Here is a 25,118-nt window from a genome sequence, read left to right as displayed (position 1 = left end):
CCGACGGCGGTTCCGGCGAGAGCCCGGAGGGCTTCGGGGGAACTCTGGGAAGCAGAGAGGCGCGGTCGGGAACGTGGCCGAGCAGGACGAGTCAGCCGCGGTCGGGGTGCCGGCCTGTCAGGCCCCGCCGCGGCGACTAAGCAGGAGGCTCACCTGGAGGCCTGGAGTCGCTCGCACGGTGTAGACCCTACCCCGATGACGACCCGTCGTCAGGTAAGGCGGCCGCGCGGGACCGCAATGTGAGACGACCACAGCGGAGCTCACCCACACAACACATCCCTTGATCCGACGAAGACCAACACCATGCTGTAGCATGACTACTATATTCAGTTGTGCTTCTACTCAGGAGGGTTTGTGTGATGCCTCCAGTCATCACCACGGAGAACCTCGAGTTCGCCTACGGGGACACCCCGGTCCTGCACGGCATTGACCTGTCGGTCGAGGCCGGCGAGGTCGTCTGCCTGCTCGGCCCCAACGGCGTGGGCAAGACGACCCTGGTGGAGAACCTGCTGGGTTCCCTCACCCCGACGAGCGGCAGGGTCCGCGTGCTCGGTACCGATCCGCGCCGGGCGGGCGCCGACTTTTGGGCAAGGGTCGGGCTAGTGCAGCAGAGCTGGACCGACCACGCCAAGTGGCGGGTGAGGGACCAGCTGGAGTGGATCCGCTCGGTCCAGCTGACGGCGGCGAGCCGGGTGAGCAGCACCCGAGAGGTGCTCGACGCCGTCGGACTCAGCGAGAAGGCCGATTCCCGACTGTCGAGACTCTCCGGAGGGCAGCGGCGCACCATCGACTTCGCGGCCGCCCTCATGGCCGCGCCCGAGCTCCTCGTCCTCGATGAGCCCACCACGGGCCTGGACCCGGCCTCGAAGGCGCGCCTGCACGATCTCATCCTGGCCCGGGTCGATGACGACGCCACCATCGTCATGACCACCCACGACCTGGCCGAGGCCGAGCACCTTGCCTCCCGCGTGCTCATCATGAACGAGGGAAGGATCATCGCCGACGGCACGGTCACGGCGCTGCGCGAGCGCCTCGACCGCGGCGCTGAGATCACCTGGGTCCAGGACGGCGCCCGCCACGTCCACACCACCCACTGCCCCGAGCGCTTCGTCAAGGGGCTCGACCTTGATGCCGTCTCCGGGCTCACCATCACCCGTCCCACCCTGGAGGAGACCTACCTCTCCCTCGTCAGCAAGGAGTCCCGTTCATGAGCATTCGCACCTTCCTGGCAGTTCTGCGCGCAGCCTGTCGCCAGGCGGCCATGGATCTGCGTGCAGGCATTGTCGGATCGAGCGTCGCGCTGCTGGCTTCCGTGAGCGCCATCGTGCTGGCCGGCAGGAGCACCCAGGCCGCTACCGAAGCCCACACGGCCTTCGGCCCCATGTTCCTCGCCAGCAGCATCGGCACCATCAGCTGCTTCATCACCCTGCAGATCACCAGCGAGACCTACACCGACCGCATCGGCGGCGCCCTGCTGCGGGTGCGCGTCCTGCCCCACGGCCCATTGACGTGGGCGATCGGAAAGACGATGTCCTCGATCACTCAGACCCTCGTGTTCCAGGGCGCCATTCTTCTCGGGGCAGCGTTCTTCGTGGACGCTCTTGCCCTGCGCACGTCCCAGGTGCTGGCCTGCCTGCCGCTCATGGTGCTGTCGGCCGTCGCAACGGCCCCGCTGGGCTTCCTCCTGGGCGCCTGCGTCCGAGGCCTCCACAGCTTCATGGTCTCCTACCTGCCCATCTTCGCACTCATGGGGACGAGTGGTTTCTTCATGCCCATGGACCGCCTCCCGTCCTGGGTGCAGGCGGTTCAGCTGGCGCTGCCCACGTACTGGTCGGGGCACCTGACCCGCTGGGCGCTGGTGGGAGATCCCTCGTGGGAGGTGGGCAGGGCCTTCTTCCCGGTGCTCGCCGTCGGGGTCCTGGCGGCCTGGACAGTCCTCGGCTTCGCGGGGGCCTCGTTCGTCGTTCAGCACAGTTTCCGCAAGGAGACGATCGGTAGTCTGGCGCGCATGCAGTCCACCATTCGCTCCCAGTCCGGCCTGTGACCATGTCCGACGACGTCGTCCACAACCGGATCGCGGTCCTGCGCGCCGACCGCAGGGTGAGCCGCCGAGAGCTCGCCGAGGCGCTCGGCGTCCACTACCAGACGGTGGGCTACCTCGAGCGCGGGGAGTACGCGCCCTCGCTCCATCTGGCCCTGCGCATCGCCCGCTACTTCGACGTGCCCGTGGAGTCGGTCTTCTCCCTCGAGGAGTTCCCCCGCTTGAGGTGAGGCGCCGCCCCCACCCTCGCATCCCGCTCCATGGACCGGCCGTCACCTGAGGTGCTGTCGGCCTCGATCCCGGCGATGATCCGATCGAGGCCGTAGTCGAGCTCGTACCCTTGTCCGTCATCGAGCGCCCCGGCCTTGAGCACCTGCGTCATGGTTGTCAGACCGTCGGCTTCGAGGCGGGTCAGGAGCCAGTTCGCGGCGGGGTAGCGGCGCGCATCGTGCGCCTCGACTGCCAGGGAGCGCTTCAGCGCGGCGACGGTGCGCACGTGTCCGTCGATGAGCAGCGCCGCATTGAGTCGCTCCTGGAGATCAAGTCCTGCGCAGGCGAGTAGCTGCAGAACCGCCTCCAACCATCGCAGACGATGCGGCCCGGTTGGCATGCCGTGGACCGGGGCGTCCAGGAGCCAGGGATGCGCGTCATACCGGGCACGGATGGCGAGCGCCCAGCGTCGCAGTCCGCCCGCCCAGTCCTCGGAAGGATCCGAGAGGACCGGCGGCGGCCCGAAGGCGACATCGACCATGGCGGCGATGACCTCGTCCCGGGAGCTGATGTGCCGATACGCCGCCATCGTGCTCACATTCAGACGCTGGGCGAGCTTGCGCACCGACACGCCTTCCAGTCCCTCGTCATCCGCGAGCGCGATACCCGCGCGGACGATCTTGCCGACGCCCAGTCCTTTACCCCCCTCCCAGTCCTCGGCCTCCTCGGAGGCATCGACTTCCCACAGCCACCGCACCCACTTGGGCGGGGCGTCCGGATCGGTGTGCATCACTTTCTCTCCTCTTCTCTCCTCGCCGTTGCGCCGGGGACCGGATTGCGTCGACTACGACACATGCGTACAGTGTACTCACGATCGACGTGTACGGCGTACACATCTTGGAGTCATGAGAGGGCAAGAGCATGAAGAACGAGGAACGATCCCAGGACCGAGGCGCCACAAGGTCACGCACCGTCGCCACCACCGTGCTCATGGTGGCGACGTTCATGGACCTGATGGACTCAACGATCACCAACGTCGCACTGCCAACGATCGGCAAGGACCTCAATGCGACACCGGAGCAGCTGGAGTGGACTCTCGCCGGTTACGTCATCGCGTTCGCGACGCTACTCATCACGGGCGGGAGACTGGGCGACATCTTCGGGCACCGGCGCATCTTCGTGATCGGGATCGTGGGATTCACCCTCGCCTCCCTCGGGGCAGCGCTGTCGCAGACAGGCGACCTGCTCGTCGCCGCCCGCGTGCTTCAGGGCGGGTTCGCCGGAATCATGGTGCCCCAGGTGCTCTCCAGCGTGCAGGTGATGTTCGCGCCGGAGGAGCGCGCCCCTGTTCTGGGCATCATTGGAGCGCTGAGCTCGCTTGGGGCCATCGGGGGACTGATCCTCGGCGGCTGGCTCGTCACGGCCGACCTTCTCGACATGGGCTGGCGCAGCATCTTCGTTGTGAACGTGCCGGTCGGAGTCGTGCTTGTCGCTGCGGCGCTCCTGTTCGTACCGAGGAGTCGTTCGGAGCATCCGCTCAGGCCCGATCTGGTCGGGGTGCTGCTGGGTGGTCTCGGTGTCTTCCTGGTCGTCTTCCCGCTCACCGACGGCCGTGCCGCGGGGTGGGCATGGTGGATCTGGGCCATGCTGACGACGGCTCCCCTCGTCATCGCCGCATTCATATGGCAGCAGAGGCGCATGCTCGAAGCTCACGGATCCCCGCTGCTGCCGCTCCCACTGTTTCGCGATCGAGGTTTTGCGAGCGGGCAGCTGGTGCAGGTGCTCTCGTCGATCGGCAACGGCGGGTACGTGCTCATCCTGCTGTACTACGTTCAGAGCGCACTCGGCTTCACCGCATTGGCGGCAGGGCTCACGCTTTTGCCTTTCGCGCTGGGCTCCATGGCGGCCACGCCGCTGGCGATCCTCGCGACGAGGCGGATCGGCAAGTGGGCCGTGCTGCTCGGCGGGATAGTGCAGGCGGCTGCGCTGACCTGGGTCTTGTGGACCGTCTGGACCGCCGGAGCGTCCCTGACGGGTTGGGACCTCACCGCCCCGCTGGCACTGACAGGTGCCGGGCTGATGACCCTCATCATGCCGCTCACGAGCATCACGCTCGAGTCGGTGCCCACCCAGGACGCCGGAGCGGCATCCGGCACCCTGACCACCTTCGGTCAGGTCGGCATGGTGCTCGGAGTCGCTCTTGCCGGGACAATGTTCTTCGGCATCCTTCAGGACACGGCCGATGCTCGCGACGCCGTCACAACCGCCCTGTGGGTGCCTATCGTGGCATACGGACTCGCTGGACTCGCCTCAGTGACCATGCCCGATCGCACCAAGGCGTTACCGCAGGACGCATGAGTCCCGCGCCTATCTCGTCCACCTGATCCCTTGTGAGACGAGCGTCCTGGCTACGTGATGAGTGATGGCATCCTGCGAGGTCTGCTGGCGCGAGTCCACCGGTGCGCGGAGAGCAACGTGTCCAGCGAAGCCGTGTGGCGCCCCTTCCGTTCCGCAGAGGGCGCCGCACGGTGACTGGCTCTACCACTCGGTTCCGATCCTGCGCTGATGCGCCGCCCGGCCTACAGGAGGCCTTCGGCCAGGTCCAGCGGGGTGCCGAAACGGTGGTTGGTGATGGCGACCGCCTGCTCGCGCAGGAAGGGCAGCAGCTCGGAGTGCGGGCAGGCCGTCACGGCGCCCGTGTACAGGGCGATGTCGGGGCTTCCACCGGTCACCCGGCTGGCGTGGCTCCAGCGGGCAGCCGAGGCCTCCTCACGTGGGCCGATGACCCGCACGCGTGTGCCCAGGCCTCCGGAGGCGGCCAGCTCGGCCAGGCGGACGTCCCAGGTCCCCTGGTCCTCGACCGCCGCCTGGACGCCGGCGGCCAGCAGCGCGTTCTGCAGCGGCTGGGGCAGACGGTCGGCCACCGACAGGCTGATGAATCCGCCGGCGCGCACCCCGGCCGCCATGACGCGCACGACGTCGGCCAGGGCGGTTCCCTGCCCCGCGCGTACGACAACGTCGACCGCCCGGTAGCGCAGGATGTTGCGCTCGCAGGCCAGACCCGTCACGTCGCGGTTAGCGCCGTAGCCGGTCCGCCAGGCGGAGGCGTCGGCCACCAGGGCGCGGCGCAGCTCGGCCAGGTCGGCGCCGTCGAGCCAGCTGCTGACGGCGTCGCAGAGGCTGGCCATGCGCGGGTCGAGGGCGACGGTTCCCTGCTCGCCCAGGCCATCGGGCTCCCCCGCACCCTGGTGGCGGGCGGGCTCGACCTCCCCCAGCCCCAGCAGGTAGGAGGGGCCGCCCGCCTTGGTGGTGAAGCCGATGGCCGAGCGCTTCCAGCCACCGAAGGGCTGACGACGCACGATCGCCCCGGTGATGCCGCGATTGACGTAGAGGTTTCCGGCCTGGACTCCCTCGAGCCAGATCGCCAGATCGGTGGCGTCCAGGGTCTGGAGCCCGGAGGTGAGCCCGTAGTCGACGGCGTTGACCGCCTCGATGGCCTCCTGAAGCGTGTCCACCCGCATCACCCCGATGACGGGGGCGAAGTACTCGGTGAGGTGGAACTCGCTGCCGGGCACGACCCCGGCCCGGATGCCGGGCGTCCACAGCCCGTCACCCAGGTAGCGGGGCTTGAGCACCCAGTGCTCGCCGGGTCCCAGGGTGGTCAGGCCGCGCACGGCCTTCTCATCGTCGGGCACGACGACGGGCCCCATCTGCGAGTCCAGGGACCGCGGCAGGCGCACCCGCAGGGAGGCGGTGGCATCCACGAGCTGGCGGGCGATGCGTTCGGAGGTGCCGGCCGAGGAGACCAGGACCAGCAGCGAGGAGGCCGAGCACTTCTGGCCGGCGTGGGCGAAGGCCGAGTAGACGGCGTCGCGCACGGCGATGTCGGGGTCGGCAGAAGGGGTGACGATGATGGCGTTCTTGCCGCTGGTCTCCCCCAGCAGGTGCATATCCGGCTTCCAGGAGCGGAAGAGGCGAGCGGTGTCGTAGGAGCCGGTGAGGACCACACGCTCGACTCCCCTGTGGGTCACCAGGTGGCGGGAGACGTCACCATCCTCCAGCGGGGCGAGCACCACGAGGTCCTCGGGGATCCCGGCGTCATGGAAGGCGCGCACGAGCTCGGCGGCGCAACGCTTGGCCGGTGGGGCGGGCTTGAGAACGACGGCGCTGCCTGCCGCCAGGGCCGCGGCCACGCCCCCGGTGGGGATCGCCAGCGGGAAGTTCCAGGGCGAGGCGACCACGGTGACGTCCACGGGCGTGAAGCGGGCCCCGACCATGTGCTCGCTGTCGTGCAGGAGCAGGGAGGACTCGGCGTAGTGGTGGCAGAAGTCGATGGCCTCGCTGACCTCCGGGTCGGACTGGTCGATGGTCTTGCCGACCTCGGAGCCGGCGACCTCGATGAGCTCGGCGCGCCGGGCGGCCAGGACGTCGCCGACCCGGTGCAGGGCGGAGGCCCGCTCGGCCGGATCCAGGGACTGCCAGACCCCGGCTGCCTCGGCGGTGGCGGCCACGAGGGCGTCGACCTCGGCGTTCGTGGTCAGGCGGGCGGCCCCGGCCTGAACCTCAGCCACGCCCCGCGTGGAGTCCGGGATGGCGGCGGCGATGTCCCGGGCCCACTGGCGGTTGGCGGCCAGGGCGGGGTCGGAGTCGGGCTCGGAGACGAAGGGGCGCCCGGCCCGCTCCTCCAGGGTCCCGGTCTCCTCCCGGATGCCGGCCCCCCTCTCGGCCAGGCGGTCCTGGCGGCGGTTGGGCTCGGGCACCGGGGCGTCCGGGTCGAGGTCGGCCAGGGCGGCAAGGAAGCGGTCGCGCTCGCGGTCGAAGACCGCCTCGTCGGCGGCCAGGTCGAAGACGTCGGACATGAAGTTCTCGGGGGCAGCGTTCTCCTCCAGGCGGCGCACCAGGTAGGAGATGGCGACGTCGAACTCGTGGGGGTCGACGACGGGCACGTAGAGCAGCAGGTGGCCGGTGTCGCGGCGCACGACCTCCTGCAGACCGGTGGCCATCCCGGAGAGCATCTCGAACTCGACGCTGTCCTCGACACCGCGCGCGGCACGCAGCTCGTAGGCGAAGGCGATGTCGAACAGGTTCTGGCCGGCCACCCCCAGGCGGATCGCACGGGTGCGCTCCGGCGTCATCGCCCAGGAGAGCATGCGCTTGTAGTTGGTGTCGGTGGCCTGCTTGGAGGGCCAGGTGGTCAGCTCCCAGCCGTGGATCTCCGCATCGACCTTCTCCATGGACAGGTTGGCTCCCTTGACGACGCGGACCTTGATGCGGGATCCGCCCTCGGCCACCCGCCGGGAGGCCCATTCCTGGAGGCGCTGCATGGCGCCCAGGGAGTCGGGCAGGTAGGCCTGCAGGACGATACCGGCCTCGTAGCCGCGCATGTCCTCCTGGTCCAGGATCGCGGTGAAGACGGCGATCGTCAGGTCCAGGTCCTTGTAGTCCTCCATGTCCAGGTTGAGGAAGGTGCCGTTGTCACGCGCCAGGCGATACAACGGTAGGAGAGCCCGGACGCCGTGGGCGACGACCTCCTCGAAGCCCCAAGGGTTGTGCGGTCCGGTGACGGCGGAGACCTTCACAGAGACGTAGTCGACGTCGTCGCGGGTCACGAGGCGGGAGACCTCGGCCAGGCGGCGGGCGGCCTCCTTCTCCCCCAGGACGGCCTCGCCCAGGAGGTTGACGTTGAGGCGGTTCCCGCCCTTGCGCAGGCGGGCCAGCGCCGGGCCGAGGCCCTTATCGGTGGCGTCGACGACGAGGTCGCCGACGATCTCGCGGAAGACCCGTCGGGCCACGGCTGTCACGGTGCGCGGGGCGAGGCGGGAGGCGGTTGAGCCCAGGCCCATGGCCCCGGCCAGGGCGGGTGGCAGGAAGTCGGTGCGGCCCGAGGACAGGCGCTTGAGGGCGTCACTGGCGACGTCGAGGTCCGTGGGGCGCACGACATCGTCGACGAAGCGCGTGGTGAAGGTCAGGCCATCGGGGTCGGCCAGGATCCGGGAGAGGAGCTTGGCCGAGCGCGGTACCGGCTCGGAGGCCGACTCGTCAGTCCACCGGCGCGCTCGAGCGACGGCCAGCTCCCCCAACACCCACAGGTCATCGGGGCAGCGGCGTCTTGCGGTGCCTGCGTCGGGTTGGGGCGGGCTGGGAACGGCGGTGTTCGTCATGCGTAGGCCTCCAGGCTAGAGTCGGCATCAGACACACATAGTGTGCGGTACAACACCCCTTGCTCGCGACCGATTCGCAGCCCGAGCCGTCGGCGTTTCGCAAGATACTCAGGTCCTCGGCAAGCGCTAGGCGAGTCCTATGCCGGTCCGTCTCCGCCCACGATGCTCCCGCAGGAGCGGCGGCGGGTCTCAGCCCCCTGTGGGAGACCGGGATTCCTAGAACCCGAGCCGGGCCAGGGCCTTGGGGTCGGACTGCCAGTCCTTGGCCGTGCGCACGTGCAGGTCGAGGTAGACCTTGCGGCCCAGCAGCTCCTCGATGCCCTTGCGGGCGTTGACGCCCACCTCCTTGAGTCGCCGGCCGCCCCTGCCGATGATGATGGCCTTCTGGGAGTCGCGCTCGACGACGAGGCTCACGCGTACCTGAAGACGCCCGCCCACCCCCTTGATGCGGCCGACCTCGCGCTCGTCGTCGGGGTCGGCGATCTCGTCGACGACGACGGCCAGGGAGTGGGGCAGCTCGTCGCGCACGCCCTCCAGGGCGGCCTCGCGCACGAGCTCGGCGATCATGACCTGCTGGGGCTCGTCGGTGATCTCGCCGGTGGGGTACAGCGGCGGGGACAGGGGCATGTGCTTCAGCAGGACCTCCTCGAGGACGTCGATCTGCTCGTTGCGCTGGGCTGAGACCGGGACGATGTCGGCCCACTCCCCCAGCTCGCTGACGGCCAGGAGCTGGGCGGCCAGGGCCTCACGGGTGACGGTGTCGGCCTTGGTGACCACGGCGACCACGGGGGTGCGCAGCTCGGCGAGGTCGCGGGTGATGAAGCGGTCGCCCGGGCCGATCTTCTCGTTGGCGGGGATGCAGAAGACGACGACGTCGACGTCGGTGAGGGTCTCGCGCACCAGGTCGTTGAGGCGCTTGCCCAGCAGGGTGCGGGGGCGGTGGAGACCGGGGGTGTCGACCAGGACGATCTGCGCCTTGTCCTTGTGGATGACGCCGCGCACGTTGTGGCGGGTGGTCTGTGGACGTCCGGAGGTGATGGCGATCTTGGCGCCGACCAGAGCGTTGGTGAGGGTGGACTTGCCGGCGTTGGGGCGGCCCACGATGCAGGCGAAGCCGGCGCGGAAGTCCTCGGGGAAGTCGGGGACGGTGATCTCGACGCGGGTCGAGTCGGCAGTGTCGGCGGTGCCGGCAGTCTCGTCTGCGTCGCCGTCCTCGTTCAGGATCGGGAAGCCGTCGGCGTCCAGCAGGACAGCAACATCGGAGCCGTCGGGCTCGTCATCGGCCTCATCGTTCTCAGTCTCGCCCTCGTCGTCGGCCTCCTCCTCATCAGGATCGGTCAACGGGTTGGGGCCGTCCATGAGCTCGGCATCCGTGGGGAAGCGGAAGCCGGCCGGGGCGGGGCCGGGCTCGGGCATCTCGAGGGGCTCGGTTGAGGCCTCCTTGAAGGCGTCAGTGGGCACCTGCGGCTGGTCGTCGCGGGCTGCGGGGTCGGTGTGGTCGGCGGTGTCAGTCATCGGTGTCCTCTTCGGGTGCGGGTGTGCGGGAGGCGAGAATGGTGGAGACCTGGCGTCGGCGGCCGGCGGCCTCCTCGGCCTGGAGGTGGACGCCCTGGATGTCTCCGGCGGCGCCCGGCAGGGGGACGCGGCCGATGGCCTTGGTGAGCAGACCGCCGGCGGTGTCGACGTCGTCGTCGTCGATCTCGAGGTCGAAGAGCTCGCCGAGCTCGTCCAGGGCGAGCCGGGCGGGGACGCGGTAGGTGCCGGGGGCGACCTCGACGACCTCGGGCAGCTCGGGGTCGTGCTCGTCGGTGAGCTCGCCGACGACCTCCTCCAGGAGGTCCTCCATGGTGACGAGCCCGGCGGTGCCGCCGTACTCGTCGACGGCCAGGGCCATGTGGAAGCGACCGGTCTGCATCTCGCGCAGGAGGTCGTCGGCGGGTTTCATCTCGGGGACGTACTCGGCCTCGCGAACGAACCCGGCCACGGCGAGCTCCTCGTGCTCGGGGTGGGCGGCCAGGCGGCGCAGGACGTCCTTGAGGTAGAGGATGCCGCGCACGTCGTCGGCGTCCTCCCCGATGACGGGCACGCGAGAGTAGCCGGAGCGGATGAACAGGCGCATGGCGGCGGAGGCGGGCTTGTGGGCGTCGATGGTGACCATGTCGGTGCGCGGGACCATGACCTCGCGCACAAGGGTCTGGCCGAGCTCGACGACCGAGCGCATCATCTCGCGGTCCTCGTCCTCGATGGTGTCGGTCTCGCCGATCTCGTCGATCATCTCGCGCAGGTCCTCGTTGACGGCCTCGCGGGTCTCGGCGTCGGTGGGGGCGGCCTCGGTGCGGCGGGTGCGGGAGACGAGGCGGCGCTGCGGGGCGCCCAGGATATCCACCCAGGTGAGCAGGCGGCCCAGGGCCAGGAGAGTGCTAGCAGGGTTGCGCCGGCCGTAGGTGCGTGGGGAGAAGCCGACGACGACGCCCAGCAGGATGATGTTGGCCAGGAGGGCCAGGGCCAGGACCTGCCACCAGGCGCGCACGAGTCCGGAGGCGGCCAGGGTGATGAGGACGGCGGCGAGCATGTCGACAGCGACGCGGGTGACGCTGAGGGAGGCCAGGACCCGGCTGCGGTGCTCGGCGAGGCGGCGGACCCGGGCGGCTCCGCGGCGGCCCTCCTCGATGAGGTCGTCGGCGGCGGCCCGGGTGAAGCCCAGCAGGGCGGACTCGCCGGCTGAGAGGAGGGCCCCCAGGGCCAGGACGATCACCGCGCAGGCGATGAGCGCGGCGGTGGGGACTGTGGTCACGCGCGTCTCACTTGCCGCGCTCGGCCAGGAAGGTGAGCAGGAGGCGGCGCTGGAGGTCGAACATCTCCTTCTTCTCCTCGGGCTCGGCGTGGTCGTAGCCCAGGAGGTGGAGGATGCCGTGGACGGTGAGCAGGAGCATCTCCTCGATCGCGGAGTGGCCGGCGGCCAGGGCCTGCTTGGCGGCGACCTGCGGGCACAGGACGATGTCGCCCAGGGTCCCGGCGGGGGTGGGTGAGTCGGGCGAGCCGGGGCGCAGCTCGTCCATGGGGAAGCTCATGACGTCGGTGGGGCCGGGCAGGTCGAGCCAGCGCACGTGGAGCTCTTCCATGGGCTCGGGGTCGATGAACATGATGTTGAGCTCGGCGGCGGGGCTGACGTGCATGGCGGTCAGGACGTGATCGGCCAGCTCGGCGAACTCGGCGGCGTCAATGACGGTGGTGGTCTCGTTGATGACCTCAGTGGTCATGCGGGTTCCTCTCCGAGTAAGGCCGGGCGGGGCGGTTGCTGCTCCCCCGACGGTACTGGCTGTTGCGGCCGCTGCGGCCAGGCGGTCCGGCGGGTCGGGTGGCGGCGGCCTGGGCGGCGGTCTCGGCGTCGTGGCGGGCGTAGGCCTCGATGATGCGGCCCACGAGGCGGTGGCGCACGACGTCGGCCGATCCGAGCTCGCAGAAGCTGATGCCCTCGACGCCGGCGAGGATCTTGCGCACGACGATGAGGCCGGACTCGCGTCCGCCGGGCAGGTCGACCTGGGAGATGTCTCCGGTGACGACCATGCGTGAGCCGAAGCCGAGGCGGGTGAGGAACATCTTCATCTGCTCGGGGCTGGTGTTCTGGGCCTCGTCGAGGATGACGAAGGCGTCGTTGAGGGTGCGTCCGCGCATGTAGGCCAGGGGCGCGACCTCGATGGTGCCGGCAGCCATGAGGCGGGGCAGGGCCTCGGGCTCGAGCATGTCGTGGAGGGCGTCGTAGAGGGGGCGCAGGTAGGGGTCGATCTTGTCGGTGAGGCTGCCGGGCAGGAAGCCGAGGTTCTCGCCGGCCTCGACGGCAGGGCGGGTGAGGATGATGCGCGAGACGCGCTTGCGGGCCAGGGCGTCGACGGCCTTGGCCATTGCCAGGTAGGTCTTGCCGGTGCCGGCGGGGCCGATGCCGAAGGTGATGGTGGATTCCTCGATGGCGTCGGTGTAGGCCTTCTGGCCCAGCGACTTGGGGCGGATGGTGCGGCCGTGGGCGGTGAGGATGTCGTCGGTGAGGACCTCGGTGGGGCGGGTGGCGGTCTCCAGCAGGCCGATGGCGCGTTCGACGGCGTCCGCGGTCAGGGGCGTGCCGGTGCGGGCGACGTCGATGAGCTCGGACAGGAGGACGACGACGGTGTCGACGCGGGCTGCGGGGCCGGAGACGGTGACGGCGGTGCCGCGCACGTGGATGTCGACGTCGGTGAAGCCCTTCTCGATGGCGCGCAGGACCTCGTCGCGTGCGCCCAGGAGGGTCACGGGGGCGACGTCCTCGGGCAGGGTGAGGGTGCGGATGATTGCGGCGTCGGGGGCAGTGGAGTCTGGGTGGGTGGCGGCCGAGTTGGCTGATGAGACGGTTGGGGTTGCGGAACCTGCCGGGACTGAGGAGTTGGCGGTTGAGGAGGTCATCGCCGGCGAACCGGCTGCTGCGGTGGGCGGTGTCGTCATCACTGTCGATCCTAGATGATTGGCCCGAAAGACGCCGAGGGCATGTCGCCCTGGGCCGAATCGCACGCCGCCACCACATCAAGGCGCCGTCGTCATCATCTGGGTCCGCTGGGCCGATCGGCGTTTCTCCGGTTCAGGTCTCCAGTCCGATGTAGATGGATGCCGCCAGACCGAGCCGCTGTCATCCGGGGAACTGTCAACGTGAGGAGAGGGATCATGCCTCCTGTGCGAGCACGTGCCGGACCGTGGTGTCGATGTCAGTGGCTACACGGATGCGCCGATCACCGCGCGGCCCTAGCCGCTTGTGCTCGTCCGCCCGGTACAGGTCTGCCAGGCTCTCCGCGACGTGCGGCGCGAAGCCGGCCTCCACCAGGGCGTCCATCCAACCGGGCTCGGGGATTGGTACGACCTCAAGCGGCTTGCCCAGGGCGTCACCCAGCGACTGAGCAACCTGGCGCTCCGTGTACTCCGGACCCACGATGTCCACAGCCTCACTGATCTGTGTATCCGCCAGCAGCTCCTGGACCGCGATCTCCGCAATGTCACGTGTGGCCACCATAGGCAGCGGCGTGTCCGCGCTTGAGGCGAAAACCGGGAAGACCCCCTCGTGCAGAACGGCTCCGAGGACATCCCCGAACTTCTCCTGGAAGTGTCCCGGGCGCAGTGCAGTCAAGGCGGTGCCCGTCCGTGCGAGCGCCTGTTCCATGTGGTGCAGGCCCAGAATCGGTCCGGTGCCTTCGGTCAGATCCGCACCGCCGGAGGAGAGCATCACCGTGTGGCGAACGCCGGCGTCCTTGACCGCGTTGGAGACCGACTGCACCACTTCCACGGCGTACTGATCCAGGTCCGGCACGAAAAGATCGAAGGGCAGCATGGCGAAAAAGGCCGTCGCATCGTTCAGGGCCTCGGTGAGCTTCTGGCTGTCGCGCAGGTCCAAGACGACCGCTTCAGCCCCTCGGGAGGCCCAATCGGCGGCTGCTTCTGGACGACGGACGACAGCACGGACGGGGAGTCCGGAATCGAGCAGGCGGTCGGCAACGACTGAACCGATACGGCCGCTGGCTCCAGAGATGACGTACATGATGGCTCCTGTTCTGTATGGCTGATTCTTTTCAAGCAAGGGCACGCAGTTGGCACGAGCGTCGTTGCAGCACGGTCTGGTTACTCGACGTCGATAGGCCGGCGCCTGTCAGCCGCCCCTGCCGGTCATCGCGATTTGGAAAAAATGTTCATGGCAGTTCCAACTCCCAGTGCCACAGCACCCAGGAGTGAGAGAACGGCTCGCACGCTGTTTGCGGAGGTCCATTCATCCAGGTACATGTGCCAGACCCGGGCTCCCTCAGCAGTTCCCGCTACCACGTCGGCCAGGCGGTTGTTGCGCGGAACGTTGTAGACGATGGTCAGCACCCAGCCCGCCAGATACAGAACGCCTCCCGCAGCGGAGAACTGGTCTCCGATACCCCGATCCGTCTTACGCACGTTGTGCACCACTGTCCACGTGCTGGCGATCGCTGTGCCAAAGAAGAAGGTCGTGAACGGCACCTGCACGGCGGTGCGGTTGAATTTCTGCATGGTCTCGATCGCCTCAGCGTCCGGCAACGAACCCAGCCAAGGCATCACCCTGGCCGAAAAGTTGGTGTAGACGCCCCCGACAACGGCGGATCCGACCGCAGCGCATGCGGACACAATATTGTTCAGTGACATGACTCTCTCCTCCGAAGAACCGGGGTGACAACCGACGCCAGGCAGCGCTTCTCCGATCGCTGCTTGCATACCTTCATTCCATCGGCGAGGCGTCCACGGCTCCATGGGCCGGCGGCTCACCTTCATGCGACATCGGCTCGAAGCACCCCTCGATGGTTGAATCCAGAGGGTGTGGCTCGTGGTCGTCGGGGGTCAGGGAGCGTAGGGCAGGGGTGCCGGTGGTGCCGTTGAGCCGGCCCAACCGTCCGGGTGCTTGCAGGCGCAGCACAGGAAACATCGTTCGGTATCGATACACAGCAACGGTGCGGTCGCCCCACACCACCTTGGAATCAACCACTTAGACTCAGAGGTATGGACCTGCTGGAGGACTTCCTGGCCCAGCCTCACGCTCGCGACGCTTTCCTGCTGCGCGTGGTCATGGGGCGTCCCTGGTCGTTGTCAGTGGAGGACAAGGCGCCGCTATCCATCATCCCCGCACTGAGCGGCGGGGGGTGGGTCACTGCGAACGGATCACGCCCGCACCGATTCGAGGCCGGTGAAATCCTTGTGGTGCGCTCTCCTACTATCTACACCCTGAGCTCGGACCAGGACCACGACGGTGGTACCAGGATCGGGGCCGGCCAGGTCTGCTCAGGCCCAGACGGCCGAGACCTGTCCGACGAGCTGAGCACCGGGGTGCGCACCTGGGGCAATGATCCGCAGGGCGAGGATCAGCTGCTGGTGGGCACCTACCGGCACCACTCCGAGTTGGGGCGACTGATGCTGCAGTCGCTGCCGCCGTGGTTCCTGGTGAGCGCCCCTGACCCGGAGCTGGTCAGTCTGCTGAACCGCGAGACCGTCCATGACGGGTTCGCCCAATCCAGTGTCCTGGACAGGCTCCTGGATGTCCTGCTGGTCACCACGCTGCGTGCCTGGATCAACACTGGGACGCAGAACCATGTCAGTCTCCTCTCCGCCTCCCGGGATGACGTGGTACGCAGGGCCACGGAGGCGGTGCAGGCGGACCCCTCGCGAAAGTGGACGGTGGAGTCGCTCGCGGCTCTAGCAGGAGGCTCCCGGGCCTCTCTCACGAGGCGTTTCAATGCCACGCTCGGCGTCTCCCCCATGACCTACGTGACCCAGTGGAGGTTGGCAATGGCTGCCGATCTCCTGGATCGCAGCGATGCCACCTTGTCCGCCATCGCCCACCGGGTGGGGTATGCCAGTCCTTTCAGCTTCTCCTCCGCATTCAAGAGCCGATACGGCCTCAGCCCCCGTGAGTTCCGCGCCGAGGCTGCCACGTCACGCCCCCACTAACCGCTTCCCACCGGTGCTTTGGAGCGCGTGGAGGCTTATTCACGGGCTGAGGAGAGTAACTACCGACCTGGGCAAACACGGATGGCTAGCACGCTTGTCAATCATCCTCACGGCCTTCCTTCACATCAGCATGGCGAGAGTCCCACTAACGAGCAGAGTCAGCCCGACGAGGTGCCTCCTACCGACAACCTCCCGCAGGACAAGGGTTGAGAAGAGAACGGTGACCAGCACGCTCAGCTTGTCGATGGGGACCACCACGCTGGCAGGACCGTCCTGGAGGGCCCGGTAGTAGCAGAGCCACGAGGCACACGTCGCAGCCCCGGAGGCCAGGACGAAGCCGAGCTCGCCACGCGGGACGGTACGGACCTCCCGGAGTTTTCCGGTGACCACGACCATCACCCAGGCCATCACCAGGACCACCCCGGTGCGGATCGCGGTACCGAGGTTGGACTCCACCCCCGTGATGCCGGCCTTACCGAGGATCGCGGTGAGCGCGGCGAAGAACGCGGAGCCGAGCGCATAGAGCAACCAGCCTCCACCGTCACGCACGGCCCGGGGCAGACCGCGCAGGTCGTCGGCGTCGAGCATCAACAGTGTCCCGGCCGTGATGAGCACAACCCCGAGCGCCCCAATGAGGCTCACCCTCTCCCCCAGGAAGATGAGGGCCAGCAGCACCGTGAGCACCGTGCTCAGCTTGTCAATGGGAACCACCTTGCTGACGTTGCCGAGCTGGAGCGCCTTGAAGTAGCACAGCCAGGACGCCCCGGTCGCCAGCCCTGAGAGCACCAGCAGCTCGGCGCTACGGGCGTCGAGGTGAGCCAGTTCTGCCTGCGAGCCGACGATGAGGACCATGCCCCAGGCGCCCGCCAGCACCACGAAGGTGCGCAGCGCCGTCGCCACGGTCGAGTCGGTGGTGCGGATCCCCTCCTTGGCCAGGACGGCGGTGATGCCAGCGAAAAGTGCTGATCCACAGGCGAAGACGATCCACATAAGGCAACCCTAACCCCACCCCGCACCACCGCACGGCGGGCACGAAGGTCCTCGCCCTCGCGCCCGCCGTTGCGGACTCTTCCCGACTCAGCGAGTCTTGCGCGGCACGGTGGAGGCCGCCACCCCCAGGACCACCAGGCCGAAGCAGACCAGGTAGGCCAGGTATCGGAAGAAATCGTCGGAGGGCTCGCTGGCCGTCGTGAGCTCGGTGACGGCGTCGACCGCCCAGCTCATGGGCAGGGCGTCGCCAATCACCTCCAGGGCGCGCGGCAGCTGGTCGCGGCTGACCAGGAGCCCACACAGGAACAGCTGGGGCGCGATGACCACCGGCATGAACTGGACGGCCTGGAACTCGGTGCGCGCGAAGGCCGAGACCAGTAGCCCCAGGGACACCCCGACGAAGGCGTCGACCAGGGCGGTGAGCACCACCCACCCCCAGGCGGCGGAGATGTCCACGTCCAGTCCCCATGCGGCCACGGCGCACAGGATGAGGGACTGGATGACGGCGGTCAACGCGAAGGCGGTGGCATAGCCGAACAGGAGGTCGGCCCGGTGGATCGGGGTGGTCCACAGCCGCTCCAGGGTGCCGCTCACACGCTCGCGCAGCATGGCGACGCTGGTGACCAGGAACATGACCGTCGTCGGCAGGATCGCCATCATGGAGACGGCGATGTGGTTGAACAGCATGTCCGCGCCGGGGTAGTCGCGGTAAACGAAGTACAGCAGAGTCAACAGCGCGGCGGGCACGATCGCGATGAGGCCCACCGTGCGCCGGTCGGCGCGCAGCTGGGTGAGGATGCGGCGGGTGGTGGCCAGGTAGGTGCGCAGGTGCATCAGCGCTGCCCTCCCTTCTGCTGGGGCCGGCCTTCGGAGTCGGCGATGACGGCCAGGAAGGCGGCGTCGACCGTGTCCGCCCCGGTGCTGGACAGGAGGTCCTTGGCCGTGGTGGTGGCCAGGATGCGGCCCTGGCGCATGAGGAGGACCTGGTCGCAGCGGAAGGCCTCGTCCATGACGTGGCTGGAGACCAGGAGGGTGGCGCCGCGCTCGGCCAGGGCGTGGAAGGTGGTCCACAGCTCCTCGCGGGTGACGGGGTCCAGGCCGACGGTGGGCTCGTCCATGACGAGCAGGTCGGGGTCGGCCACGAGTGCGCAGGCCAGGCTCACGCGCCCGGCCTCGCCGCCGGAGTAGGTGGACACGGGCCGGTCCGCCAGAGCGGTGAGCCCGACAACGTCGAGGACCTCGTCCAGGTCGCGGGCCCGGCTGCCGGCCAGTGAGGCGAAGTAGCGCAGGTTCTGGCGGGCCGTCAGGTCGGTGTAGACGGCCTGATCCTGGGTGACGTAGCCGACGCGGTCACGTACGGCGGCGGCGCCGGGGCCGTACCCGAGGACCTCGACCTGCCCGCGGTAGCGCTGGACGCCGACGATGGTGCGCATGAGGGTGGTCTTGCCGCAGCCAGAGGGGCCGAGCAGACCGGTGATGGTGCCGGACTCCAGGTTCAGGTCCAGGCCGTGAAGGATCTCCTTGCGCCCGCGGTTCACGCGCAGGTCCGTCGCGGTGACGGCCGGCAATGCCGCAGCAGCAGCCGCGGAGTTCGGGCTGGAGTCGTGCGATCGGTTGCTGGCCCCCGACTCCCGGGGCGCGTCTCCTTCATCGCTTTTCATCATATGATGAATATAGGTCGACGGCGACCCGCTGTCCAGAGCCTGGAGCTGGAAACTGTCCGCATGGGACGACCTTGAACGTCCCTTCAGCCAGAGCAGTTCACATCTGTGCAGGTCAGGGCGACTTAGCTGGGTCCCAAGCCAGAAACGCAGCTTCAAAGTCGTCCCAAACGGACAAAACTCGACTCGGAGACCTCAACCGATCTCAGTGATCAGGAGGGATCCGCGACGTCGGGCAGGTCGTCGAAGGCGTAGCGCTGGATGGTGGGGCCGACGAGTGCGGCGACCGCCTCGACGTCGAGACCGGTGATCTGGTCCATGCGGGCGACCCAGCGGGCCAGGCCGAGCCCGATGATCTGGCTGGCGATGAGCTGGGCGCGCAGCTGAGGGCGGTCGGAGCAGAAGTGGGTGACGATCGGCGAGAGGATCCCGGTGGCGATGAAGTCGCGGAAGGGCTCGATGTCGTTCCCCTGGCCGAGGGCGGCATGGATGACCGCCGTGAAGCGGTCCGCGCCCGCGTCGTCCCACAGGGAGACGAAGGCGCGCACGATCCCCTCCCCCAGCTGCTCCGGCTCGAGCTCGGTCATACCTGCGGCGCGATGCATGAGGTTGGCGTCGACCCCGGCTGTCGACTCGATGACGGCCTTGGCGAAGAGCGTGGCGCGGTCCGGGAAGTAGTGGTGAACCAGGGCCGGATCGACGCCCGCGTCGCGCGCGATGCCGCGCAGGGAGGTCTGGTAGCCGTCGCGGGCGAAGGCGATGCGAGCCGCCGCCAGGATGGCCTCGCGCGCGTCCGGGCTTCCCGCCGGGCGCCGCCCCCGCGGGCTCATCGTTCACTCGTCTCGTTCATAAACAGAGCATGCCCGCGATCCGCCCCATTGGGAAGCAGCCGCGCTACGCTTCCACGGCGCTGAACGGTCCACAACGGTGCACCCCAGTGATGCCACCTTCAAGGCCGTATACGGGCCGCTTCAGCTCCGTAACCGTCGCTCGCATCCCGCCATGCGAGCTGACGCCGATTGATCTCTGCTCGACATGAGCGCCCTGGGCCACGGCGGCGGCCGAAGTGGCCATCTCTCGTGGATCTGTGCCACCTGACCTCGCAGGATTCCAGCAACCATCACGCAGCCACAACACCTCTACCGAGAGACCGACACAAGCCGGTAGGAGAGCAGAGGAGTTGCCCCGTCCCCATCGAGAGGCGGGCGGACCGCTCGCAACTCACAACGGGCTCGCGAACCTCACTCCCACAGACCGCTGGTGTGGGCAAGGACGGCCAGGGCGACAGGGCCGGCTGAGGCGGTGCGCATGACGTGGTGGCCCAGCCGCACCGTCATCGCTCCGGCTGCCTCCAGGGCGCCCGTCTCCTCGGGGCTGATACCGCCCTCGGGGCCCACAACGACAGCCAGCACCGGCGGCGCCGCTCCCGGCGCGGGCAGACGCACCGTCTCCATCGCAGTGCTGATCGGAGTCCTGGCCTCCTCGTGCAGGACCAGCACCACTCCCCCGCTCTGTTCCATCCGCCTCACCCAGTCGATCAGCGCCCGGGTGTCCCGGACCTCCTCGACCTCCGGCACGCGGGTGCGCCGGGCCTGCTTGGCGGCCTGGAGCGCCGTGGCCTGCCACCGCTGGCGCCCCTTGGCCTGCTTGGCCCCCTGCCACACGGACACGCAGCGCTCTGCCTGCCACGGCAGAACCAGCTCCGCCCCGACCTCGGTGGCGGTCTCAACGGCCTGCTCGTCGCGCCCGCCCTTGGCCAGGGCCTGGACGAGGGTCAGCCGCAGCGGTGGCGCCGGCTCCTCAATCCGCTCCAGGACCCGCACGGCCAGGCGGTCCTTGGCCCCGCCGACGCCAGCCCCAGTCACCTCGCACACCAGGCGCAGGCCGGCCCCGTCAACGAGGTCCATACGCTCCTGCATGCGCAGACGCTTGACGGTCACGGCATGGCGGGCCTCGGGCCCGGTGAGCATGAGGATGGTGCCGGGCTCGGCCGATGCGGCGGCGTCGGCGGGCTCGATGGTCTCGGGCGTGAAGAGGAAGACGGGTGCGGTCACGCCCCCAAGCCTACGGGCGGTGTCGAACCGGTGGCCGCCGGTGCTAGCGTCAGCAAGCATGACCGAGCCTTCAGCCGCCTCCCGCTCCCCGCAGTCGTCTGCGGCCCCCGCCTACGCCACCGCCGTCACGGTGGAGGACTTCCGCCGCAACCTGGCCGCCATCCGTGCCCGGATCGACGCCGCCGCCGAGCGCGCCGGCCGGGACGCCGCCGAGATCCGCCTGCTGCCCGTCTCCAAGACCGTCCCCGAGGAGCGCCTGCGCACCGCTTTCGCCGCGGGCATCACCCAGATGGGTGAGAACAAGGTCCAGGAGGCCCAGCGCAAGAGCGAGAACCTGGCGGACCTGGGCATCTCCTGGTCGGTGATCGGCCACCTGCAGACCAACAAGGCCAAGAACGTGGCCGCCTTCGCCGACGAGTTCCAGGCGTTGGACTCCCTGCGCCTGGCCGAGGCCCTCGACCGCCGCCTCCAGGCGGCCGGGCGAGGCCTGGACGTCTACGTGCAGGTCAACTCCTCGGGCGAGACCAGCAAGTTCGGGCTGGAGCCGGACGACGTCGCCGCCTTCCTCGCCGCGCTGCCGGCCTACTCCTCGCTGCAGGTGCGCGGACTCATGACCCTGGCCGCCCACACCGACGACGCGGCGCGCGTGCGCGAGTGCTTCCGCATCATGCGCCAGCTGCGCGACGCCGCCCTGCAGGCCGGCACCGTCGGCGACGGGCTGCTGTCCATGGGGATGAGCGGGGACTTCGAGGCCGCGATCGAGGGCGGCTCCACCTGCGTACGGGTGGGCCAGGCGATCTTCGGGGCGCGGGCGATCCCGGACTCCCACTACTGGCCCGAGTCGCCTCAGGCCAACTAGCCGCAGGCGAGGAACTGGGCTGCGGGCCGCAGACCGCGGGCCGCTTCGTCAGCGCCCGGAGAAGCGCTCCTTGAGCTTGCCCATGACGCTGGAGTCGCGCACGGGCTCGACGTCGTCCTCCCCGCGCAGGCGGGCCAGCTCGGCCAGCAGCTCGCGCTGACGGTCGTCCAGACGCGTGGGGGTCTCCACGACGATGGACACGTGCAGGTCCCCGCGGCCCTTGCGGCGCAGGCGCCCCACACCCAGGCCGTCGAGCACGACCTCGTCGCCGGGCTGGCTGCCGGCCTTGACGGTGACGTTCTGCTCGCCGTCGAGCGTCTGCAGCGGTAAGACGGCGCCCAGGGCGGCCGCGGTCATGGGCACGCGCAGCTCGGTGTAGAGGTCGTCGCCGTCGCGCTCGAGGAACTCGTGCGGCTTCTCGTGGATCTCCAGGTAGAGGTCACCATTGGGGCCGCCGGCCGGGCCGGCCTCGCCGCGCCCCGACATGCGGATGCGGGTCCCGGTGGACACCCCGGCGGGGATGGAGACCTCCAGGTCCTGGCGCACGCGGATACGGCCCTCGCCGGAGCATTCCTTGCAGGGGGTGACGATGACGGTGCCGTAGCCCTGGCAGCCCGGGCACGGCGAGGAGGTCATCACCTGCCCCAGGAGGGTGCGGGTCATGCGCTGGACGTTGCCGACGCCGTTGCACTGGGAGCAGGTGACCGGCTCGGTGCCGGGGGCGCAGCAGGAGCCCTCGCAGGCTGTGCAGGCGACGTAGGTGTCGATCGGGATGGTGCGGGTCACCCCGAAGGCGATGTCGGAGAGCTCCACGTCGACGGCCACAAGCGAGTCCTGACCGCGCCGGGCCCGGGAGGCCGGCCCGCGGGAGGCCGCTCCCCCACCGAAGAAGGACTGGAAGATGCCTCCCAGGTCGCCGAAGTCGGCGCCGGGGAACCCGCCGCCGAATCCTGCCCCGCCGCGCACGGCGTCCTCCCCGCCCAGGTCGTACATCTGACGCTTGTCGGCGTCGGAGAGGACCTCGTAGGCGGTGGAGACCTCCTTGAACTCCTCCTCGTGGCCGGGGCCGGCGACGTCGGGGTGCAGCTGGCGGGCCTTCTTGCGGTAGGCCCTCTTGATCTCCTCGGGGGTGGCGTCACGACTGACGCCGAGGACCTCGTAGTAGTTGGTCACTGCGTGCTTCCTTTACGGCTACGACTTTGCGGTGGATGTCTGGTGACGTGCTTGACTGAATCGCTCTGGGACCGGCCCGGGCCGGCCGGTTCTCACGTCTCCGGTGGGGACAGGAACCTGGACAGGTAGCGGGCCACGGCCCGTACGGCGGTCATGGTGGCCGGGTAGTCCATGCGGGTGGGGCCGATGACCCCGAGGTGGGCGACCGCCTCACCGGTCCCCGGCCCGTAGGTGGTGGTGACGACGGAGGCCTCGGCCAGGGCATCGTCCTTGTTCTCCGAGCCGATGCTCACGCGCATCCGGTTCTCTCCGGTCGGGGCGTCGTCGGCGGTGAACAGGCGCAGCAGGACGACCTGCTCCTCGATGGCGTCCAGCAGGGGACCCAGGGCGGAGAAGTCCGGCCTGGAGCGGGCCAGGTTGGCGGTGCCGGCGACGACGAGCCGCTCCTCCGCATCGGGGCGCAGCGCGGCGATGAGCTCATCGACCACGGCCTCGAGCAGGAACCGCTCGTCGGCGGGAGCCTGCTCGGCCAGGGCTGCCAGGATGGGGGCGACGTCGGCGGCGCGGCGGCCCACGAGGGCGCCGTTGAGGCGGGTGCGCAGGCGCTCCAGGGCGAGGGGGTCGACGACGTCGGTGACCTCGAAGCCTCCGTCGTGGCGGGGGCTCGCCCCGGCCCGGGACCTGAGGGTCACGGTGCGCTGGTCGACGCGACCGGTGTCAGTGATGATGACCAGCAGGACGCGCTCGGGCCCCAGGGCCACGAGCTCGAGGTGCTGGAGGGCCGCATACCTCAGGCTCGGGTACTCGACGACGGCGAGCTGGCCGGTCAGCTGCGCCAGGGCCCGCACGGTGCGGGCCACGACCTGCTCCAGGTCGACCGCCCCGGACAGGAGCGCGGTGATGGCGGCGCGCTCGGGGGCGGACAGGGGCTTGATGCGGGCGACCTCATCGACGAAGAGCCGGTAGCCCTTCTGGGTCGGCACGCGCCCGGCGGAGGTGTGCGGCTGATGGATGTAGCCCTCGTCCTCCAGGGCCGCCATGTCGTTGCGGATGGTGGCTGGGGAGACACCCAGGCGGTAGCGCTCCACGAGGGCCTTGGAGCCCACGGGCTCACGGGTGCGCACGTAGTCGGTGACGATGGCGGACAGGACCTTGAGACGTCGGTCGTTGGCCATGGGTCCTCCTCCTCTCGTCAGTGCCAGGACACGATCTCAGTGGTTTCAGTGCTGGTCCAGTGCTGGTCCAGTGCTGATGCAGTACTGGTGCGCTGCCGCCCGCACGCCGGTGCGCGCCGGCGAGCGATTTAGCACTCACCCCACGTGAGTGCCATCCTACGCCGTGACCCGGCGGGTCCAACGCCCCGGGGCCGTGAGTTTCCCCTACCGTGCCGAGGGTGAACACGCCCGCCCCGTATCGCTCCCCCGTTCCCGGCTCGACCGCCGCCCGCCGTGCCGCCTTGAGGGCGCGCGCCGAGGCCGAGCAGAAGCAGCAGGCGCGGGGCGCCCCGGCCGGCTCGCGCTCCCGCGTGGCTCCCGCAGCTCGCGGTGCGGCCGCGGAGGCGAACAAGTCTCCTGCCCGGCGGCCGTCGTCGAGCGACCCTTACGGCGGGGACGTCCTGTCGGTGAATCCCCACCGCACGGGGCCCGGCGCCGTGCGCCCGGAGTCGGTGCACGTGCCTGTGACGCCGGGCCTGGTGGTTGAGGACCGGCAGACCGGTTTCGTCGGTGCCGCGGTGGCGGTGGAGAAATCCGGCGGCCAGCACGTCGTGGTCCTGGAGGACCGTCACGGCACGCGGCGAGGCTTCGCCCTGGGGCCGGGGTTCTGGATCGAGGGACACCCGGTCATCCTGGACCCGCCGGTGGCGCGCAGGCGCGAGCCCACCGGGCCGGTGAGCGCCGCCGGGAGACGGCTGACAGCGTCGGGCTCCTACGCCGTCGAGGGCGAGCGGGCCAAGGTGGCGCGCGCCTCGCGCATCTGGGTGGAGGGCAAGCACGACGCCGAGCTGGTGGAGAAGGTGTGGGGCGACGACCTGCGCCACGAGGGCGTCGTCGTCCTCATGCTCGACGGCGTCGACAACCTTGAGGAGGTCATGGCCGACTTCGGCCCGGCCCCCGAGCGGCGGGCAGGGGTCCTCGTGGACCACCTGGTGACCGGCTCCAAGGAGTCGCGTATCGCCCAGCGCGTGGCCGAGATGCCCGGCGGGGAGAACGTGCTGGTCCTCGGCCACCCGTACGTGGACGTGTGGCAGGCGGTCAAACCCGCCCGGGTGGGGCTGAAGCGCTGGCCGGACATCCCGCGGGGCACCGACATCAAGCACGGCACCCTGGATGCCCTGGGCTGGCCGCACGCCACTCAGGCCGACATCGCCAGGGGCTGGCAGCGCATTCTGGCGACGGTGCGCTCCTACAAGGACCTGGAGCCGAGTCTGCTGGGCCGCATGGAGGAGCTCATCGACTTCGTCACCGCCCCGGGCACGCGCTGAGACCCTTCAAGACT

22 protein-coding genes are annotated in these 25,118 nt (G+C 69.5%); 7 read left to right on the top strand and 15 right to left on the bottom strand.

Going from position 1 to position 25,118, the window contains the following annotated elements; translation table 11 throughout:
- Positions 1-359: 359 nt before the first annotated feature.
- From BQ8008_RS03690 to BQ8008_RS03680, 3 genes are read left to right on the top strand one after another with little or no spacing between them, the layout of a single operon-like run.
- Positions 360-1,211: an ABC transporter ATP-binding protein gene (locus tag BQ8008_RS03690; protein ID WP_108832855.1), complete on the top strand. Its 852-nt coding sequence runs from the start codon at positions 360-362 to the stop codon at positions 1,209-1,211.
- On the top strand, positions 1,208-2,044 hold the full coding sequence (locus BQ8008_RS03685) for an ABC transporter permease (RefSeq protein ID WP_108832854.1): 837 nt from the start codon (positions 1,208-1,210) through the stop codon (positions 2,042-2,044). Before BQ8008_RS03690 ends, BQ8008_RS03685 begins: the two co-directional genes overlap by 4 nt.
- 2 nt (positions 2,045-2,046) lie before the next feature.
- A complete protein-coding gene (locus BQ8008_RS03680; RefSeq protein ID WP_108832853.1) occupies positions 2,047-2,271 on the top strand; it encodes a helix-turn-helix transcriptional regulator in 225 nt (74 codons plus the stop codon).
- Here BQ8008_RS03680 and BQ8008_RS03675 read toward each other — a convergent pair.
- Positions 2,211-3,041 carry a TetR/AcrR family transcriptional regulator gene (locus tag BQ8008_RS03675; RefSeq protein WP_234415210.1) on the bottom strand — a complete coding sequence of 277 codons (831 nt, stop codon included), beginning with the start codon at positions 3,039-3,041 and terminating at the stop codon, positions 2,211-2,213. The two genes, BQ8008_RS03680 and BQ8008_RS03675, sit on opposite strands and share 61 nt — an antisense overlap.
- A 131-nt stretch (positions 3,042-3,172) precedes the next feature.
- Between BQ8008_RS03675 and BQ8008_RS03670 the strand changes: the two genes are divergently transcribed.
- The gene (locus BQ8008_RS03670) at positions 3,173-4,609 is read left to right on the top strand and encodes an MFS transporter (RefSeq protein ID WP_108832851.1); all 1,437 of its coding nucleotides are present in this window, start codon (positions 3,173-3,175) and stop codon (positions 4,607-4,609) included.
- Between the two features lie 221 nt (positions 4,610-4,830).
- Here BQ8008_RS03670 and BQ8008_RS03665 read toward each other — a convergent pair whose 3' ends face one another.
- The 7 genes from BQ8008_RS03665 to BQ8008_RS03635 form a co-directional block, all read right to left on the bottom strand.
- Positions 4,831-8,412: a bifunctional proline dehydrogenase/L-glutamate gamma-semialdehyde dehydrogenase gene (locus BQ8008_RS03665; RefSeq protein WP_108832850.1), complete on the bottom strand. Its 3,582-nt coding sequence runs from the start codon at positions 8,410-8,412 to the stop codon at positions 4,831-4,833.
- Positions 8,413-8,628: 216 nt separating this feature from the next.
- Positions 8,629-9,927 (bottom strand): GTPase Era, encoded by a 1,299-nt coding sequence (gene era / locus BQ8008_RS03660; protein ID WP_108832849.1) that lies wholly within the window; start codon positions 9,925-9,927, stop codon positions 8,629-8,631.
- Complete coding sequence (locus BQ8008_RS03655; protein WP_108832848.1) at positions 9,920-11,206, bottom strand: hemolysin family protein; 1,287 nt, start codon at positions 11,204-11,206, stop codon at positions 9,920-9,922. The genes era and BQ8008_RS03655 overlap by 8 nt, the downstream gene beginning before the upstream one ends.
- Before the next feature lie 7 nt (positions 11,207-11,213).
- On the bottom strand, positions 11,214-11,672 hold the full coding sequence (gene ybeY, locus BQ8008_RS03650; protein ID WP_108832847.1) for an rRNA maturation RNase YbeY: 459 nt from the start codon (positions 11,670-11,672) through the stop codon (positions 11,214-11,216).
- Positions 11,662-12,735: a PhoH family protein gene (locus BQ8008_RS03645; RefSeq protein ID WP_108834628.1), complete on the bottom strand. Its 1,074-nt coding sequence runs from the start codon at positions 12,733-12,735 to the stop codon at positions 11,662-11,664. Before BQ8008_RS03645 ends, ybeY begins: the two co-directional genes overlap by 11 nt.
- A gap of 364 nt (positions 12,736-13,099) precedes the next feature.
- Positions 13,100-13,966 carry an NmrA family NAD(P)-binding protein gene (locus tag BQ8008_RS03640; protein ID WP_108832846.1) on the bottom strand — a complete coding sequence of 289 codons (867 nt, stop codon included), beginning with the start codon at positions 13,964-13,966 and terminating at the stop codon, positions 13,100-13,102.
- 125 nt (positions 13,967-14,091) lie between these two features.
- Positions 14,092-14,589 carry an anthrone oxygenase family protein gene (locus BQ8008_RS03635; RefSeq protein ID WP_159086766.1) on the bottom strand — a complete coding sequence of 166 codons (498 nt, stop codon included), beginning with the start codon at positions 14,587-14,589 and terminating at the stop codon, positions 14,092-14,094.
- 351 nt (positions 14,590-14,940) lie between these two features.
- Between BQ8008_RS03635 and BQ8008_RS03630 the strand changes: the two genes are divergently transcribed.
- Positions 14,941-15,885: an AraC family transcriptional regulator gene (locus BQ8008_RS03630; RefSeq protein ID WP_108832844.1), complete on the top strand. Its 945-nt coding sequence runs from the start codon at positions 14,941-14,943 to the stop codon at positions 15,883-15,885.
- Between the two features lie 120 nt (positions 15,886-16,005).
- Here BQ8008_RS03630 and BQ8008_RS03625 read toward each other — a convergent pair whose 3' ends face one another.
- The 5 genes from BQ8008_RS03625 to BQ8008_RS03605 all read right to left on the bottom strand — a co-directional run bounded on the left by BQ8008_RS03625 (position 16,006) and on the right by BQ8008_RS03605 (position 20,590).
- Entirely contained in the window at positions 16,006-16,875 is an 870-nt protein-coding gene (locus BQ8008_RS03625; RefSeq protein ID WP_108832843.1) for an EamA family transporter, read from the bottom strand.
- 87 nt (positions 16,876-16,962) lie between these two features.
- On the bottom strand, positions 16,963-17,709 hold the full coding sequence (locus tag BQ8008_RS03620; protein WP_108832842.1) for an ABC transporter permease: 747 nt from the start codon (positions 17,707-17,709) through the stop codon (positions 16,963-16,965).
- Complete coding sequence (locus BQ8008_RS03615; RefSeq protein WP_234415208.1) at positions 17,709-18,539, bottom strand: ABC transporter ATP-binding protein; 831 nt, start codon at positions 18,537-18,539, stop codon at positions 17,709-17,711. Before BQ8008_RS03615 ends, BQ8008_RS03620 begins: the two co-directional genes overlap by 1 nt.
- Before the next feature lie 209 nt (positions 18,540-18,748).
- Positions 18,749-19,366, bottom strand: a complete 618-nt coding sequence (locus BQ8008_RS03610) for a TetR/AcrR family transcriptional regulator (RefSeq protein ID WP_108832840.1) — start codon at positions 19,364-19,366, stop codon at positions 18,749-18,751.
- Positions 19,367-19,777: 411 nt separating this feature from the next.
- Positions 19,778-20,590 carry a 16S rRNA (uracil(1498)-N(3))-methyltransferase gene (locus BQ8008_RS03605; protein ID WP_108832839.1) on the bottom strand — a complete coding sequence of 271 codons (813 nt, stop codon included), beginning with the start codon at positions 20,588-20,590 and terminating at the stop codon, positions 19,778-19,780.
- A gap of 58 nt (positions 20,591-20,648) precedes the next feature.
- On the opposite strand from BQ8008_RS03605, the gene BQ8008_RS03600 reads away from it, so the two are divergent.
- The gene (locus BQ8008_RS03600; RefSeq protein WP_108832838.1) at positions 20,649-21,449 is read left to right on the top strand and encodes a YggS family pyridoxal phosphate-dependent enzyme; all 801 of its coding nucleotides are present in this window, start codon (positions 20,649-20,651) and stop codon (positions 21,447-21,449) included.
- A 48-nt stretch (positions 21,450-21,497) separates the two neighbouring features.
- On the opposite strand, the gene dnaJ is transcribed toward BQ8008_RS03600, so the two are convergent.
- Positions 21,498-22,622, bottom strand: coding sequence for a molecular chaperone DnaJ (gene dnaJ / locus BQ8008_RS03595; protein ID WP_108832837.1), 1,125 nt, complete (start codon positions 22,620-22,622; stop codon positions 21,498-21,500).
- 92 nt (positions 22,623-22,714) lie between these two features.
- Positions 22,715-23,797, bottom strand: a complete 1,083-nt coding sequence (gene hrcA / locus BQ8008_RS03590; protein WP_108832836.1) for a heat-inducible transcriptional repressor HrcA — start codon at positions 23,795-23,797, stop codon at positions 22,715-22,717.
- Positions 23,798-24,006: 209 nt separating this feature from the next.
- On the opposite strand from hrcA, the gene BQ8008_RS03585 reads away from it, so the two are divergent.
- The gene (locus BQ8008_RS03585) at positions 24,007-25,104 is read left to right on the top strand and encodes a DUF3097 domain-containing protein (protein WP_108832835.1); all 1,098 of its coding nucleotides are present in this window, start codon (positions 24,007-24,009) and stop codon (positions 25,102-25,104) included.
- Positions 25,105-25,118: the final 14 nt, after the last annotated feature.

The sequence above is a fragment of the Actinomyces sp. Marseille-P3109 genome (assembly GCF_900323545.1).
Classification (GTDB): Bacteria; Actinomycetota; Actinomycetes; order Actinomycetales; family Actinomycetaceae; genus Actinomyces.
The sequence above is the reverse complement of the archived record's forward strand: the minus strand, read 5'-3'. Positions and strand labels throughout refer to the sequence as shown.